General features: G+C 62.8%; 12 protein-coding genes. 5 read left to right on the forward strand and 7 right to left on the reverse strand.

Annotation, left to right across the window (positions count from 1 at the left end):
• Positions 1-38 precede the first annotated feature (38 nt).
• Both HALLA_RS07510 and HALLA_RS07515 read right to left on the reverse strand, forming a co-directional pair.
• Positions 39-899: a UbiA family prenyltransferase gene (locus HALLA_RS07510; protein WP_049952772.1), complete on the reverse strand. Its 861-nt coding sequence runs from the start codon at positions 897-899 to the stop codon at positions 39-41.
• A gap of 56 nt (positions 900-955) precedes the next feature.
• Positions 956-2,371, reverse strand: coding sequence for an FAD-binding oxidoreductase (locus tag HALLA_RS07515; RefSeq protein WP_049952773.1), 1,416 nt, complete (start codon positions 2,369-2,371; stop codon positions 956-958).
• 228 nt (positions 2,372-2,599) lie between these two features.
• On the opposite strand from HALLA_RS07515, the gene HALLA_RS07520 reads away from it, so the two are divergent.
• Both HALLA_RS07520 and HALLA_RS07525 read left to right on the forward strand, forming a co-directional pair.
• Positions 2,600-3,607, forward strand: coding sequence for a TIGR04024 family LLM class F420-dependent oxidoreductase (locus HALLA_RS07520; protein WP_049954033.1), 1,008 nt, complete (start codon positions 2,600-2,602; stop codon positions 3,605-3,607).
• Between the two features lie 153 nt (positions 3,608-3,760).
• Positions 3,761-4,546 carry a PHP domain-containing protein gene (locus tag HALLA_RS07525; RefSeq protein WP_049952774.1) on the forward strand — a complete coding sequence of 262 codons (786 nt, stop codon included), beginning with the start codon at positions 3,761-3,763 and terminating at the stop codon, positions 4,544-4,546.
• Between the two features lie 137 nt (positions 4,547-4,683).
• Here HALLA_RS07525 and HALLA_RS07530 read toward each other — a convergent pair whose 3' ends face one another.
• From HALLA_RS07530 to HALLA_RS07550, 5 genes are all read right to left on the reverse strand, one after another.
• Positions 4,684-4,908 (reverse strand): glycine zipper 2TM domain-containing protein, encoded by a 225-nt coding sequence (locus tag HALLA_RS07530; RefSeq protein WP_049952775.1) that lies wholly within the window; start codon positions 4,906-4,908, stop codon positions 4,684-4,686.
• A gap of 289 nt (positions 4,909-5,197) precedes the next feature.
• On the reverse strand, positions 5,198-5,506 hold the full coding sequence (locus tag HALLA_RS07535) for a HalOD1 output domain-containing protein (RefSeq protein ID WP_049952776.1): 309 nt from the start codon (positions 5,504-5,506) through the stop codon (positions 5,198-5,200).
• A 110-nt stretch (positions 5,507-5,616) separates the two neighbouring features.
• Positions 5,617-8,751 carry a PAS domain S-box protein gene (locus HALLA_RS07540; protein WP_049952777.1) on the reverse strand — a complete coding sequence of 1,045 codons (3,135 nt, stop codon included), beginning with the start codon at positions 8,749-8,751 and terminating at the stop codon, positions 5,617-5,619.
• Positions 8,752-8,952: 201 nt separating this feature from the next.
• The gene (locus tag HALLA_RS07545; protein WP_049952778.1) at positions 8,953-10,620 is read right to left on the reverse strand and encodes a gamma-glutamyltransferase family protein; all 1,668 of its coding nucleotides are present in this window, start codon (positions 10,618-10,620) and stop codon (positions 8,953-8,955) included.
• Positions 10,621-10,693: 73 nt separating this feature from the next.
• Positions 10,694-11,770: a DNA-methyltransferase gene (locus tag HALLA_RS07550; protein WP_049952779.1), complete on the reverse strand. Its 1,077-nt coding sequence runs from the start codon at positions 11,768-11,770 to the stop codon at positions 10,694-10,696.
• Positions 11,771-11,929: 159 nt separating this feature from the next.
• On the opposite strand from HALLA_RS07550, the gene HALLA_RS07555 reads away from it, so the two are divergent.
• From HALLA_RS07555 to HALLA_RS07565, 3 genes are all read left to right on the forward strand, one after another.
• Positions 11,930-12,934: a 5-methyltetrahydropteroyltriglutamate--homocysteine methyltransferase gene (locus tag HALLA_RS07555; protein ID WP_049952780.1), complete on the forward strand. Its 1,005-nt coding sequence runs from the start codon at positions 11,930-11,932 to the stop codon at positions 12,932-12,934.
• Positions 12,931-14,007, forward strand: a complete 1,077-nt coding sequence (locus tag HALLA_RS07560) for a methionine synthase (RefSeq protein ID WP_049952781.1) — start codon at positions 12,931-12,933, stop codon at positions 14,005-14,007. Before HALLA_RS07555 ends, HALLA_RS07560 begins: the two co-directional genes overlap by 4 nt.
• A gap of 480 nt (positions 14,008-14,487) precedes the next feature.
• Entirely contained in the window at positions 14,488-15,066 is a 579-nt protein-coding gene (locus HALLA_RS07565; protein WP_084568953.1) for an outer membrane protein assembly factor BamB family protein, read from the forward strand.
• Positions 15,067-16,034: the final 968 nt, after the last annotated feature.

Genomic DNA, 16,034 nt, shown 5'->3' on the forward strand with positions numbered 1-16,034 from the left:
GGATCACGTATCATCTTCTAACCGGTCTGCTCGTCTCCTCAACTGAGCGAGGCGAGGGGTTCGAACCAGACCGCGGCCACGAGGACGGCGAGGAAGACGTAGGAACCCCGAACGAGGAGCATGGTCGCGAGTTCCGGCCCGCTTCGGCGAGCGTAGAGCGCGACGACGCCGAACGCGAGCGAAGCCAGGACGGCGGTCGGCGGAAACACTCGAGCGACGGCGAAGCCGACGACGGCGAACAGGGCCGTCAGTATCAGCCCGTACGCGACGGCGGTCGCGCGTTTCGGACCGAGCACGACGGCGACGGTTCGCTTTCGAATCGAGCGATCGTAGTCGTAATCCTGCGAGTCGTCGATCACCTTGATTCCCGACAGAAGCGTGAGGAAGACGAGCGCGAACGCGACGACGACGGGAGTGAGCGTCGCGGTCTGGACGAAAAAGCCGCCGAGGATGGCGAGGGCGATACCCAGCGGGTAGCCGGTCGTCGCCGTCACGGGGTTCGTATCGAGTTGGGGCGCGTGGTGGTACGCGATCACCCACGTCGGTGCGGTGAGCGCGACGGCTATCGGGCCGACCAGCAGCCACAGGAGCACGCAACACCCGACGAACACCGCCGTGGAGGCGACGAGGCCGAGCCGACAGCCCCGATCCGTGAGCGGGTGATCGTCGTCCTCGCCACGCTTGTGGAAGTCGACGTAGCCGTCTTTAACGTGCGCGGTGTACACCGCCGAAAATATCGCGAGGACGTGGACCGCCGCAAGCGCCGGATGGATCTCCCGGGCGAGAATCGCACCGAACACGGAGGCGGCGAGGGGCGGCAACATGAACACGGGATGGACTTGCGAGAGGTACGCTCGAGCGGTCGCCTCGAAGCCGGACCCATGTCGTGACAGTGACATAGCACGAATAACGACGGAGAAACCCATAATACTGCAGCCAATTTCGGCGGTGATCGTCACCGGCTTCGTCCCTCGGTGCGGTCCGTGTGTTCCGGGAATATCTTTCCGGGGTTGAGAATCCCGTCCGGGTCGAACGTCCGCTTGATCGCTTTCATCGCGTCCACGGCTTGGCTGCCGTGTTCGTCCTCGAGATAGTCGCGTTTGCCGAGTCCGATGCCGTGTTCGCCCGTCGCGGTTCCGCCGAGGGCGATCGCCCGATCGACGACCCGCGAGTAGACCTCCTTGCACCGCTCGAGGTGGGCCGGGTCGTCGTAATCGACAAGCGCGGTGTAGTGGAGGTTACCGTCGCCGGCGTGCCCGTAACACGGGACGAGCAGATCGTGTTCAGCGCCCAGACGTTTGGCCGTCCGGACGATTTCGGGGTATCGACTGATCGGAACCGTCACGTCGCCGGGCTGAATCGGCTCGAGGTCGGGATCGTATGAGACGACGGCGTAGGCGAGTTCGCGGCGGGCTTGCCACAGGTCGGCCATCTCGTCGTCGCGACTCGTTTCGAACCGCAAAACGTCGTGCTCCTCGAAGATCGTCCGACAGAATTCGATCTCCTCGCCGACGCCGTGATCCGCGTGAAACTCGAGGAAGACCATCGGCGCGTCGGGCAGGTCCATCCCGAAGTACTCGTTTGCCATCCTCGCGCTCAACCCGTCGACGACCTCGATTTTCGCGACGTCGACGCCCGCTCGAACGGCGTCGGAAACCGCGCTGGTGGCGTCCTCGAGCGCCCCGAAGATCGCTCGACCGCCGCGGACCTGCGCCGGTCGGCCGGCGAGTTCGAGCGTCGCCTCGGTGATCACGCCGAGGGTCCCCTCGCTCCCGACCAGCAGGTCCGTCAGGTTGTAGCCGCTCGAGGTTTTGACCGCTCGCGAGCCGGTTTCGATGACGGTTCCGTCGGCGAGGACGGCCTCGAGACGGAGTATCCAGTCGGCTATCTCGCCGTACTTGACGGTCTGCATCCCGCTGGCGTCGGTGGCGATCATCCCGCCGATCGTCGAAATGTCGCCGGAGGAAGGCAGCGGTGGGAAAAAGAGTCCGTCGTCGCCAGCGGCCTCGTTGACCGTCGATCCGAGGATTCCGGGTTCGACGTCGATCTGAAAGTCCTCGGGCCGGTACTCCACGACGCGGTCCATCTCCGTGAGATCGAGGCTGATTCCGGCCGCGGCGGGGACGGCACCGCCCTCGAGTCCCGTCCCGGCGGCGTAGGGCGTCACGGGAACGCCACGCTCGGTCGCCGCCGCGAGAACCGTCGAAACGTCGGCGGTTGAGTGCGGATAGACGACCGCATCGGGAACGACCGCGCGAGTCGAATCCTCGGTTCCCCAGTCGGCAGCGTGGGTTTCGCGGCGGCTCTTTGCGAACGAACGCTGATCGTCCTCGAGCGGCAGATCCGCGAGAAACGAGCAATCGTACGTCATAAGCTATCATTGACCACGACAGATATCAACGTTTCCACGTGGTTCAGAACGCCACGAGGCGATCGTCGCGACGTTCGATCTCGAGGGCACTCGTACGGTGACCGGCGATCGCTCTCCGCGACGATCCGACGGGAGGACGGTGTCCCGACGCAGAAGTTTATAATGATTCAACACGCCGGTAGATGTAATGGCAATGACCGCTGCGGTCGCCGGCCGGAGGACAGCACTGTGAACGCCGACCTCGATCTTCTCGTGAGCCTCGACTCTCACGACACACCCCAATCGGTCGCCGAGCGCGCACGACACGCGGAAGCGCTCGGATTCAGTCGCGTCACGATGGGTGAAACGACGGGGTGGAACATCGTTCCGGTGCTGACGCTCGTCGCCGACCGGACGAACGACATCGGCATCTCCAACGACGTCGTCTCCCCCTACGGGCGCTCGCCGGCGATGCTGGCCCAGACCGCCCTCACGCTTCAGGAGGTTTCCGCCGGGCGCTACCGCATCGGACTCGGACCGAGTTCGCCGGCGATCACCGAACGCTGGCACGGACAGGCGTTCGATCGACCGCTGCGCCGGACGCGCGAAACGATCGAGATCATCCGGGCGGTCTACGAGAACGGAACGCCCGCCTACGAAGGCGAGATTTTCGACATCGCCGGGCTGAAGTACGAACGCGATCTGCTCGAGAACCCGCCGCCGATAGACGTCGCCACGCTGGGCCCCAAAGCGACCGAGATGGCCGGTCGCTTCGGCGACGGCTGGGCACCGCAGCTATTTACGGCCGACGGGCTCGAGACACGACTCGAGGACCTAGGGCGCGGTGGCGACCTCGCCGGGAAGGACCGCTCGGAGCTCAGGGTGAGCCCGATCGTTCGGGGAATCGCCGCCGAAGACCGCGAACGAGCACGTCGGCTCGCGCGCTCGACGCTCGCGTTCATGCTCGGCGCGTACGGGCCCTACTACGGCGACTCCGTCGCCGAGCAGGGGTATCAGTCGGCGGTCTCGGCTATTCGAGACGCCTGGGCTGAACGGGACACGGAGGCGATGGCCGCGGCGCTGCCCGACGAACTGCTCGACGAACTCGCCCCCGCAGGCACGCCCGACGAAGTGCGCGAGTGGGTCGAATCCTACGCCGCGATCGACGGGGTCGACGCCGTTCGAGTCGGTTCGGTCCGCGGGGCGACCGACGAGGACGTCGAGCGGACGATGGAGGCGCTGGGCGAACTGGTGTAGCCGACTACGCGTCTCGATCAGCGCGAACCGGTGTCGGACGGCTCGTCTCGACCGCGGGAGAGAACGCCGCCTTCCGTTCCGGATCGACGATCGAGTCGACCGCATCGCGTACGTCGGCGAAGGAACTAACACGCAGCCGCCGATGGTCGTCGTATGCACGACTTCCACCTCCACTCGAATTACTCCGACGGCAGCTTTCTCCTGCGAATGGTTCGCGCCGCGGAATCCGCCGGTCTCGAGGGGATCGGATTCGCCGACCACTGCACCGTTTCGGCCCGCGACGGTCCGCGGTCGGCCCGAGCAACTCACGGATTCAATCTCGACCTCACGTACGAACGTCGCCGTCGTGCACTCGAGCGAGTGCGAGACGAGACCGAGATTTCCGTCTACGATGCGGTCGAGATGGACTACCACCCCGAGGACGAAACGGAGATTCGATCCTTTCTCGAGGAAGCGAACTTCGACTACGCGATCGGGAGCGTCCACGAACTGGCCGGGCGAAACGTTCAGGTTCCGACACACTTCAGCGACGAATCGGATGCGCAACTCGACGCTCTCGTCGAGCGGTACGTCCAGTCGCTCGTCGAATTATTCGAGTCGGAACTGTTCGACGTTGCGGCTCACATCGACCTGTTCGAGCGAACCGAACCGCTGGCAGAGCGCGCGACGGTCGATCAGTATCGCCGGATCGTGCGGGCGCTCGAAGCGTCTCGAACGGTTCCGGAGATCAACGCCGGCCGTGCGTTGGGCGAACGGGCGCTCGTCCATCCCCGACCGAGACTCCTCGAGATGATACGCGACCGGGGCGTGGAGTTCACCCTCGGAACGGATAGTCACGCGCCGGCCGAAATCGAAAGCCGAGCGCCGTTCCTCCGGGAGTTCGTCGACGAAAACGGGATCGAACCGATCGCTCCGCCACGACTCGAGGGACTCGAGTAAAGCGCCTCGGGAGCAAGTCGCTCGAGAATGAGTGATCCTCGCGAACACGGAAACCAGGGGTTCAGAACACTCGTGGCATTCGCCTCGAACTGCCTGAAAAATACAACCGAGTCGACCGGGTCGTTCGAACCGCCGATTCAGTTCGAATCCGCGGCCGAGGGCTCGTCCCGATCTTTGACCCGGTTGACGAGCGTGCTAGCCGCCACGCGCTTTTCGCCGGCGACCGCTCCGACGATGCCGCCGACAGCACCGCCGGTGCTCGCGCCGTTTCTGCTCACGAATCCACCGATCGCAGCGCCGATCGCCGCACCGATAGCCGCGTATCGTGCACGACTCAGCCGCCGTTTGATCTCTCCTTGCATACGTCTGATTTGGTGATTGAACGGGATAAATATTGTTCGTTATTGTGAGACACGAAGGCACACAATGGCGATATCGGCGCGTCAGAGCCGGCCTACTCGCTTCGACCCCGTTTCCAGACGTCCGTAACCGGGTGCCCGTCGGGGGGTTTGTGGCTGATATCTTTCATCTTCCGTCCGCGTTCGCTTTCCATCACGTGCAATGATAACGTTTGACACTATATAGGTGTTTTCCCGGTCAAACGAAATGCGGTAGCGACAGCAGAAATCGATCAAACGGCGATGTCCCGACTTACTCGAGCGTGCCGGAGTCGACTGCGATTTCGCCCGCAGCGGTTACCGTCACCAGACAATCGTTGTACTCGAAGGTGACAGATCCGCCGGACCGAAGTCCGTCGGATCGCGGCTCGAACAACCGCTCTAGAGCATCGGCATTGATCGCGTAGTGCAGCGGTTCGAGTTCGGTGACGTCCTCACCACAGAACGCGGCGACGGCTTCGGCGACGGCGACGCTGATCGGTTCGGAGTCGAGTCTATCGTACTGTACGGAGTAGTGCTCATCAGTTGACGTGAGCGAAGATTGTGTAGTCATTTCGGTCATGGTATATGCGTATCCCCATACGCTGTCGGAGACAGAGCCCTCTTTGACAGTCGCCGTAAAGAGTTTGACCGTTAACTGTGTAACGCCACATTCGAGGCGGGGTTAACTGATTAACCGTCTCCAGTGGTTATTTCCGCATCGAACAATGAGGAAAACACCGTTTGCTCGGTCGACCGCACGTGTTTGTGAAACGCAGGCGGTGAAATGTCGAGCGACGCCGCAACGTCCTCCCCGGTTGTCCGGCGAGGCCACTCGAAGAATCCGCTATGGAACGCGGTTTGGACCACTTCCCGTTGTCGGTCGGTGAACTCGTCGAGTAGCGGTTTTCGCGAGTTCGTTCCGATCGCGGGCCGTTCTTCCGACTGCCTGTCGTGTCTCGAGAGCATCGTCGAGGAGAAACCGCGTCGATTGATACCGGAGATGACCTCCCGGACGTCGACCGAGTTCGGGACGTCGATAGTCGCTCGCGTTCCCGAATCGTCGGTCCGGAACGCCCGTAACACCCCGCCGTTCGTCTCCACGACGGTTCCGAAAAACTCGTCCTCGAGGTGTATCTGTACTGTCGCCGAATCGTCCGTTTCAGCAATTACCGACACGTCCCGCACCCCCTCGAGAGACGACCACTCGAGCTCGCCTGCCGTGTGGACCGTTCGTATGAAGACGATCGTCGAACCGTCGGCCTGTGGAATCGCTCCTTCGACGCGGACATCGACCGCGAACGCGTCGGCGATCGCGTTCAGCACCGAGCCGTCGTCGATCTCGAGTTCGATCTCGGTTCGGTCGGTTTTCGCCATCGGGCTCGTCCGCTTGACCGTATCGATCGCGTACGCGATCGTTTCTCCCAGTTCCGCCAGCGTCGATCTGACCGTCTCGTCGAACGCTTCGAACTGGGCGCCGTACAGCGTCAACACGCCGTACATGAACTCGTCGTACACGAGCGGAACGGCGTAAACCGACTGAAAGTTACGAGAAAGCGCCTCGGCCCGCCACTCTCCGTTTCGGAGTTCGCTCGCGACGTTTTCGACGTACGTCGGTAGCTGTGAACGCGCCGCGCGTCCCGCGGGTTCCGTCGCCGAATCGTCGACGGTCGTCGCGGAAACCGCCTCGAGGTAGTCGTTGCTGCGTCCGGCGTTCGTCCGTGGAACGATGTGATTTCCCCCCGGATCGGGTTCCCCGATCCAGGCGAACGAGCATTCGGCCATCGACGTCAGCCGCTCGCAGATTCCGGTTTCGATCTCGGTACGCGTGTTCGCGCGCAACAGGTGCTCTTCGATCTCTTCTCGCAACTGACTCGCACGGTTCAGCCGCTCGAGACGCCTGTTCTGTTGTTTGAGCTCCTGTTCTCGTTCGCGAAGTCGGTGGTTCCGACCGATGCGGTCGAGCGCCGCCTCCGCTGTCGCGCCGAACAGCTGTGCGAGTTCGAACGTCTCTTCGTCGTACCGGCCGTACTCAGTCGAGACTGCTGCCAGTACCCCGTGTTCTCCGAACGGGACGTAGAGACCGCTTCGAATGTTCGTCGATTCGTCGAACACCGCCGGGGACGCTCTGACGTCGTCGAAGCGCTGTGGCTCGCCGGTGACGAACGTTTCCCAGGCGATGCTATCGTCCGGCGTGAAGCGTTCCGGAATCCCGATCGACTCCTCGATGTCCGGGACGTAGGCTGCGGGAACGAGTTCGTTCGCTCGTTCGTCGAAGCGAAAGACGACCGCGTCGAGATCGAGCACGTCGTCGGCAACGTCGACGATGTACTCGCAGGCCTCCTGTTTCGAACCGACCGAGAGCAAGTGCCGAGTCGCTTCGTGAAGCGTGCTCAGCGTGTCTTCGTACTGTGCGCGTTCGGTGACGTCGACCGAGGCGGTGATGACTCGATCGATCGTCTCGCCCTCGTATATCGGACGATACCAGGTTTCCAAAACGCTGCCGCCGACCGCTCGTCGAGAGTGAACGGGATTGCCCTCGAGCGCCTGTTCTGCGTCCGCACAGACGGCCTGATATCCCTCGAAGACATCGAAAAACGACTCGCCGACGACTTCGCCGGGTTCGTACCCGAGGCGCTCGAGCGCCTTCCCTCTCGAGAACGTAAACGTCCCGTCGTCGTCGATGACGGAGACGATCAGCGGGACGTTCTCGACGATCGTTTCGAGTCGTTCGGTCCGCTCGAGGAGGGTCTGTTCGCGGTCGATTCGATCCGACACGTCGCGGAAGTATACCGAGAGGCCGGATTCGGAGGGAAACAGTCGCGCCTCGACCCAGCGCTGATAGCGCTCGAGGCAGTCTTCGACGGTCCGCGGCTCCTGGCATTCGATCACGTCGAGGGCCTCGTCCTCGAATTCCGTTCCCTGGAGTTCCGGAAACACCTCGAGGAACGGTCGCCCGACGAGTTCGGAGCGATCGTATCCGAGGAACTCCTCTGCCCGGTCGTTGACGTACGTGAAGCGGTTGTCCGAGTCGAGTGCGAGAAACGCGTCCGTCACTCGTTCGAAGGATTCGCGCAATTCCCGCTCGATTTTCGTACTCTCCGTGACGTCGCGTATCGAAACGACGACGCCGTCGATGATGTCGTCCTCGAGTTTGTTCGTGAGGACGGCCTCGTGGACGTGCCAGGAGTCGTCGGCGTGACGGAACCGGTACTCGCAGGTCGTCGTCGCTCCCGGGCCATCGGAACGGACCGCTTCGAACGCGTCGACGAAGTCGTCGGCGTCGGCCGGGTGGATCACGTCGTCGACCACCTCGCCGCGACAGGCTTCAGGACCGGTCCCGGTGAATCGTTCGATCGTCGGGCTGACGAACCGCTGACGCCGGTCCTCGTCTAAAACCAGCAGGGGCTCGCGGGTGTGCGAGAGCAGCTCTCGGCACAATCTGTGGTCGTCATCGGCGTCCGTACTCGACGGCGAACACCTGATCGCCCGCTCGATCCGGTGGGCTAACAGCTCCGCGTTCCGTGTCTCGTCGGATCGAATCACTTCGTCCGCACCGGTCTCGAGCACTCGGCGGGTCAGGTCAGTCTCATCGTCGTCGAGCGAGATAACTACCGGACACTGGGAGTCGACATTCGAGAGCAGCGAACGGTCGTCGGTAACCAGACAATCGCACCCCTCGAGGTCGTCTTCGAGTCGATCGATCGGTCCGCCGACCGAGACGTCGCGCGACTCGAGCGACGACACGACCGACTGTGCCCACGGCGACGTACCCACGACGAGGACGTGGATCGACGATCGATCGGTTTCCGTGTGCACGCGGTTCATACAGGTAATGTGGGCTCTGGAAGGAAAAACTTCGCGCTGGTTTCGCAGCCGGTTTCTGCGGAGCGATTGGTTTCGCCGCCGGTTTCCGAGGAACGATTGGTGACGATCGACGGCCCGCAGGCGCTAACGATCGCCTTCGCGGTCGAACCGGACTCGTGGCTACGATGATCCGAACGGCCGTAGTCTGGGGCGAAGTCGAACTCAGTACCCGACGACTGCGCCGTCTTTTCTCGGTTCGGTTCCACCCTCGAGCGTTCCGCCTCGCGATCTGACGAGCTGGCCGCCGCCAAAGAGCGTGGGCGGAAGGACGCGAACGTCGTGGCCGATCCGCGCTAGTTTCGACGCGTTCGGCAATCGCTCTTCGACGCCGAGCGTTCCGTCTTCGCGGTATCGCCACCGCGGCGCGTCGAGGGCTTGCTGTGGCGTCATCCCGTAGTCGACGATGTTGGAGATGACTTGCACGTGTCCCTGGGGTTGCATGTATCCACCCATCACGCCGAATGCCGCCCAGTCGTCTTCCTCGAACTTCGCGATGGCGGGAACGAGCGTGTGGAACGGGCGCTTGCCGGGCTCGAGGCTGTTCGGATCGGCGGGATCGAGCGAGAAGGACGCGCCGCGATTCTGGAGTGCGATTCCCGTCTCGCCGGCGACCAGCCCGCTTCCGAAGCCGGCGAACCGGGAGTTGATAAACGAAACCAGGTTCCCGTCCTCGTCGCCGACGGTCAACAGGACGGTGTCGGCGTCCTCTGCGGCTCGAGTCGGAACGCCGATCGGCGGCTCTCGAATCGGCGACTCGGCGTCACGAATCGTCCGGGCTCGTTCGCGCGCGTACACTTTCGAAGCCAGCGGCGGGACCGACTCGAACGTCGGGTCCGCGATGTAGTGGTGGCCGTCGACGAACGCGAGTTTCGTCGCTTCGGCGAAGGCGTGGACGCGCTCGGGGGAGTCGTACGCGTACTCGCCCGCGCCGATCTCCTCGGCTATGTTCAGCGCCTCGAGGGCGATCAGTCCCTGATTGTTCGGCGGTAGCTCGAAGATTTCGGCCCCGTTGTAGCTGGTGCTCACGGGATCGACGAACTCGGGTTCGAAATCGGCGAGATCCTCGCGCGTCATGAACCCGCCCCGGCGCTGTATTTCGGCGACTATTTCGCCGGCGATCTCGCCCTCGTAGACCGCATCGGCCCCCTCCGACGCGATCGTGCGCAGCGACTCGCCGAGGCGGGGGAGCGTCACGGTCTGGCCGGATTCGGGTGGGTTCCCGTCGAAGAGGTACGCCTCGCGTGCGTTCTCCGTCGTAAACAGGTCCTCAGCACCCGACCAGTAGTGCGAGATCACCTCCGAGACGGGATACCCCTCCATGGCGTAGTGGATCGCCGGCTCGAGCGTTCGCGCGAGCGACACCGTTCCGAATTCCTCGATCGTCGCCTCCCAGCCGCGGGCCGTGCCCGGAACGGTGACGGCGTGGGGGCCGAGAAACGGCATCTCGAGATCGTCGGTGTCGTCGCCGCTGTCGACAGCGTACCCCCGCGATTCCGGATAGTAGGCCGACCGATCGTCCGTCGTCTCGAGGGCGGCCCGAACGTTTTCGATGGTCGCGTCGGCTGGTGCCCCGCCGCAGGAACGCATGCCCTCGACCGTTCCCTCAGCAGTCCGGTAGAGTGCGAAGACGTCGCCGCCGAGGCCGGTCGAGGTCGGCTCGACCACGTTGAGCGCCGCGGCGGTCGCGACGGCGGCGTCGAACGCGTTTCCGCCGTCCTGCAGCATCGAAATGCCGGCCTGCGCGGCGAGCGGCTGGCTCGTCGCGACCATCCCGCGGTCGGCGTAGACCGTCGAGCGCCTCGAGTCGTACCGATCCAGATCGATATCCATGGATGCGATTCGGCCGAAATCGCCTAAAAAGCACGTGTCGCGGTAGCTTCCATCACGATGACGAAGAATTCGACTACGCCGAGTCCGAGCGCGATTCCGGAACCTCCTCGAGCGGAACGTGTTCGACCGCATAGCCGGCGTCCGTCCGTTCGACGGCTTCGACCTCCCTAAATCGGATGTCCGATTCCATCTTCGTCATCACGGGGACGTCGTAGTGGGACGCCTCGTAGGACGGCTCTTCACCGTCCGCTCGACGACGCTCGACGAACTCGCGGTGGCGTTCGAGTCGGGTCCGGCCGACGCTTCTCGAGAGCGTATCGACGTCGCTGATCCGATCGGCAAAGACGTCGAGAAAGCCGTCTTCGAGTTCGTAACCGATCGAGTTCCGGCCGGCGCACATGGCGGCGAGCGAGGTCGTTCCGGTTCCCCAGAACGGATCGAGAACGGTGTCACCGTACGTCGAGTACATACACAGCAACCGGTAGGGAATCTCGAGCGGGTAGGCGCCGGACCGCTCTCGAACGTCGTCGGGGACGTTCTCGAGGCCCTGTAATTCGCCTCTGACTTCCGTCCAGACGTCCGTGAACCAGCGGTTTCGCTCCTCCCAGAAGTAGGCGGCTTCGTAACGCCGGTCAGCGCCCGGTTCGAACGTCCGCCGATCGCCGCCGTTGCGAAAGATCAGCACGTACTCGTGTTCCAGCGTGACGTAGGCGTTCGGCGGGATCATCCCGCTTCCCATGAACTTCGCGGCGCTGTTGGCCGGCTTGCGCCAGAGGATGTCTGGAAGCGGGTCGAAGCCGCGTTTCTCGAAGGCGTCGGTGACGCGAGCGTGGTTCGGATAGACGCGAAAGCTGTCATCGAGCGTGCGAGTCGCGTCGCCGACGTTGATGCAGGCGATCCCGCCGTCGACCAGCACCCGCTCGAGTTCGTCCCAGACCCGATCGAGTTGGGCGTGCATCGCCTCGAACGCCGCCTGTCCGTTCCCCGATTCCAGCGCGCTCGAGATGGCCGGATCGAGTTCGGCAAAGAGGTCGTCCCACATCTCGATCATCGGATACGGCGGGGACGTGACGACGAGTTCCACAGAATCGTCGGCGACCGCAGTCAGCGTTCGCGAGTCGTCGACGAGCAACCGATGGGTCGTCTCCATTGACTCACACTGTCGGCGTTCGCCCCTTAGATCCTTCGTCACCGGTCCTCTCGATGGCACCGATATGGTTTCGGACCCGCTCCGTGTCAAGTAATTACTGTGGTGTATTAATACGGATGGAAAATATTAAGCGTCGGCATAGCCTAGTCGGGCCTACGCATGACCGAATACGTTTCGACCACGGCGGGGCTCTTCGCGCTCCCCGACTGGGCGAAAGACGATCTCTCGGATCTCAAGGGACACCAGAAACACGACCTCATCGGCGGTGACGAAAGCGGCGAAATCGCCGCGGCTTACGAGAAGGCCCGCGGAGAAGTCGTCGAATTCCAGCAGGACGCCGGCCTCGACCGCATCGTCGACGGGCAGCTCCGCTGGGACGATATGCTCGCACATCCGCTCGCCGTCCACGACGCTGTCGAAACGCGCGGTATCGTCCGCTACTACGACAACAACAACTTCTATCGAGAGCCCGTCGTCTCCGGCGAGCTCGATTTCTCCGGCGACGTCGCGTCCGAACTCGAGGCGACCGCCGAACTCGCAGACGGCGACGATCTGCAGGCGGTGCTTCCCGGTCCCTACTCGCTCGCCGAACTCGCGACCGACGAACACTACGGCGACGACGCCGACTTCCTCGCCGCGATCGCCGACTTTCTCGCCGGCGAGGTCGAGGCCTTCCCCGAGGTCGAAACGCTGTACTTACTCGAGCCGTCGCTCGTCGAAGACGCTCCCGAAGACGGCCTCGACGAACGCGCGAGCGAGGCCATCGATACCGTCGCCGCCGCGACCGATGCGGACGTCGTCGCGCACCCGTACTGGGGCGCACTCGAGGAGAAGGTGTACGCGCACTTACTCGACGCCGACATCGACGCCGTCGGCTTCGACTTCGTCTCCGAACAGGAGGACAACCTCTACAACATTCAGGAGTACGGCGCGACCGACGACATCTCGCTCGGACTCGTCGACGGCCAGAACACGCTCGTCGAGGATCCCGAAGCGGTTCGGGATCGAACCGACTGGGCGTTCGACCAGATCCCCGTCACCGACTTCGAGACCGTCTACCTGACGACGAACACCGGGACCTTCCACCTACCGTACAACAAGCACGAAGCGAAACTCGAGATCCTTGCGGAAGCCGCGGATCTCGCCGAGGTGACAGCCGCATGAGCACGAACGAGAACAAAGACCAGTTCCGACCGAACGACCACGACAACGACCACTTCCTGCTGACGACGGTCGTCGGCAGTTACCCCAAACCGAAGTGGCTCAACCGCGCGAAAGAACTCTATCAGGACCCCGATCACGGCTTCGACGAGGACGACTACCAGGAAGCCAAAGACGACGCCGCCCGCCTCATCACCGACGAACACGAACGCGCGGGCCTCGATGTCGTCGTCGACGGCGAGATGCGGCGAAACGAGATGGTCGAGTTCTTCGCCCACCGCATCGACGGCTACGAGTTCAACGGCCCGGTCAAGGTCTGGGGACACAACTACTTCGACAAACCGAGCGTCGTCAGCGAGGTCGAGTACGACGAGAGCTGGCTCGTCGACGAGTACGAGTTCACCGCCGACGCGAGCGACCGCCCCGTCAAGGTCCCCATCACGGGTCCGTACACCCTCGCGAACTGGTCGTTCAACGAGGCCTACGACGACGACGACGAGCTCACGCTCGAGCTCGCGGACCTCGTCAACGAGGAGATCGAAAAACTCGTCGACGCGGGTGCGCGCTACATCCAGATCGACGAGCCCGCGCTCGCGACGACGCCGGACGATCACGCCATCGTCGGCGAGGCGCTCGAGCACATCGTCGAAGACATCCCCGAAGAAGTCCGCATCGGCCTGCACGTCTGTTACGGCGACTACTCCCGCATCTACCCCGAAATCCTCGAGTTCCCCGTCGACGAGTTCGATCTCGAACTCGCCAACGGCGACTACGACCAGCTCGAGGTCTTCAAAGACCCCGAGTTCACCGCGGACCTCGCACTCGGCGTCACCGACGTCCACGTCGCCGAGGTCGAATCGGTCGAACAGATCGAGCAGAACATCCAGAAGGGACTCGAGATCGTCCCGCCGGAACAGCTCGTCGTCTCGCCCGACTGCGGCGTGAAGTTGCTCCCTCGAGAGGTCGCCTACGGCAAGATGGCGAACATGGTCGAAGCCGCCCGGAACGTCGAGGTGAAACTCGATGCCGGCGAAATCGACATCGAACGCGAGACGCCCGCGCCGGCCGACGACTAGCCTGAGTACCGACTCAGATCGACCGGTTTTCGGCGTTCGGTTCCAACGCGGCTTCGCAGTATCCGTTTTCGCGGCGATTTCAGGCAGTCTCCTCGACTGACCAGTATCAGAAGTCCGGGTTCGGTAGTCGGGACCGGTCGTGGGATTCGCGGTACGTACAGATCAAGTAGGTATCAGACCGATGGTCGTTTTCTCCGGTAACTGTCAAGAACCGCCTACTGAGTACAGAGGGGATCTTTCTCACGGCATCTTCTTGCTTTTCTACCTGCTACGCTACCGTCAACTGTCGTGCAGAGATACGAGCTGAATTGAGCCTATTCATAAACCAACAGACACATTAAATAATAAATAAGAGCCTGCTGAAGCCGCGTGTGACACACGAACGTATTTCGATCTGAAACAGTTGCATGGGGAGAAATTTCACTGTTGCTACAGCTACTGATTCAATAATAATGGTGCTTAGTTTTGTTGCTGACTCGTATGACAACACGGAATCGACGATCCATGCTTGCAACCTGTGCGGCGCTTTCGTCGGCCGGTGTGCTCGCGTCGATTGGTTCGCCGGCCGCGAAAGGGTCGACGGGTTCGACGAATGTGACGTCGCGATCGGACGTGATCGGTGATTCAGAGGGATGGTCCTCCGCCCGCGGCAACGCCGCGAACTCGCGTTACCTCCCGTTTGAGGGCGAGTTCCCGAAACCGGACACCGAAGCGTGGCAGTACGAACTTCCGGATTCGGAGGACGTTGAGGCCGCCGTCAAGGCCGGTTGGGTGGCTGTCGTCGATGGCGCAGTCTACATCCGAACGGACGGCGAAATCCACGCGCTCGACGCCGTCGACGGCGAACTCGAGTGGAAGACCGATGTCGGTGCGACCGGCACCCCTGCGGTGTTCGACGGGACGGTCTACGTTACGGGTGACCGTCACCTCGCGGCGCTCGACGCCACAGACGGGTCGCTCAGATGGGAGAGAGTTCGAAACCGACGAGTCGCTCGCGGATCTGAATATCGCACACGAGACGATTTATCTCGTCGTCGACAGCGTGCTCTACGCGCTTGAGCCCGCGGACGGGTCGACTCGATGGACGGTCGAGACCGTAGACGTGCGAGCCGAGGATCCGCACTACGAGTCCGAGGAGCTGGTGCCATCTCCGTTCCGCCCGGAGACGGTCGCCGTCGCGAACGGAACTGTCTACGCCGCACTCGAGGGTGCGACGTTCATCGACGAGCGCGACGGAGAACAGTACGAGTCCACGTTCACTTGCGGGTTCGGCGCGGTCGACGCTGAGACCGGCGACAGAGAGTGGGGAGTTGCGTTCACACCCGATCACGCAGGCGGCGATACCACAGCTCCGATCACCGCAAATGAAGCGTTCGTAAACGTAAATCTGACCGGAGGGGATGGCAATTTCAGACTCAGTACAGCAGCTGGGAGCGGCGACTATCGCGAGCGCTCGGTGAGAGCTGGAACGGAAACGACATTCGTCCAGAACCATTGGGACATGGACGGCCTGCTCACCGTTCGCGATCACGAAAACGGTAATCACTGGAGCGTCAGGAGCGGTGTTCACGCGTGGATGGCGCCGATCGTCATCGGCAACACACTGATCACTGATCACTTCGATACGGTTCCGGATCACGTAGAAGCCGACTATCCGGAGAGGTCGTTCGTCGCGTTCGACATCGCCGACGGCAGCGAACGGTGGGTCCTCGACTTCGACGAGGAATTTCCCAACAGTGAGTACGGTCGCCCAATCGCCGCCGACAAAACCACGCTCTACATCCCGAGCGCCGAAGGGCTCGTCGCGCTTCGAGCCTCCGACAGCGGACCACGCGAGGATGAGTCGGACAACGAAGACGACGAGGAAAATACCGAGGATAACAACGAGAACGACGATGAGGGCGAGCTGGACAACGAGGACGGCGGCGAAGACGGAAAAGATGACGACGACAGATCCGATTGCGAATGTGAAGCGAAAGACGGCGATAGCGAAGACGCCGGTTCCGACGGTCTCAGCGCTGACGAGA

Source organism: Halostagnicola larsenii XH-48, from assembly GCF_000517625.1.
Taxonomy (GTDB): Archaea; Halobacteriota; Halobacteria; order Halobacteriales; family Natrialbaceae; genus Halostagnicola; species Halostagnicola larsenii.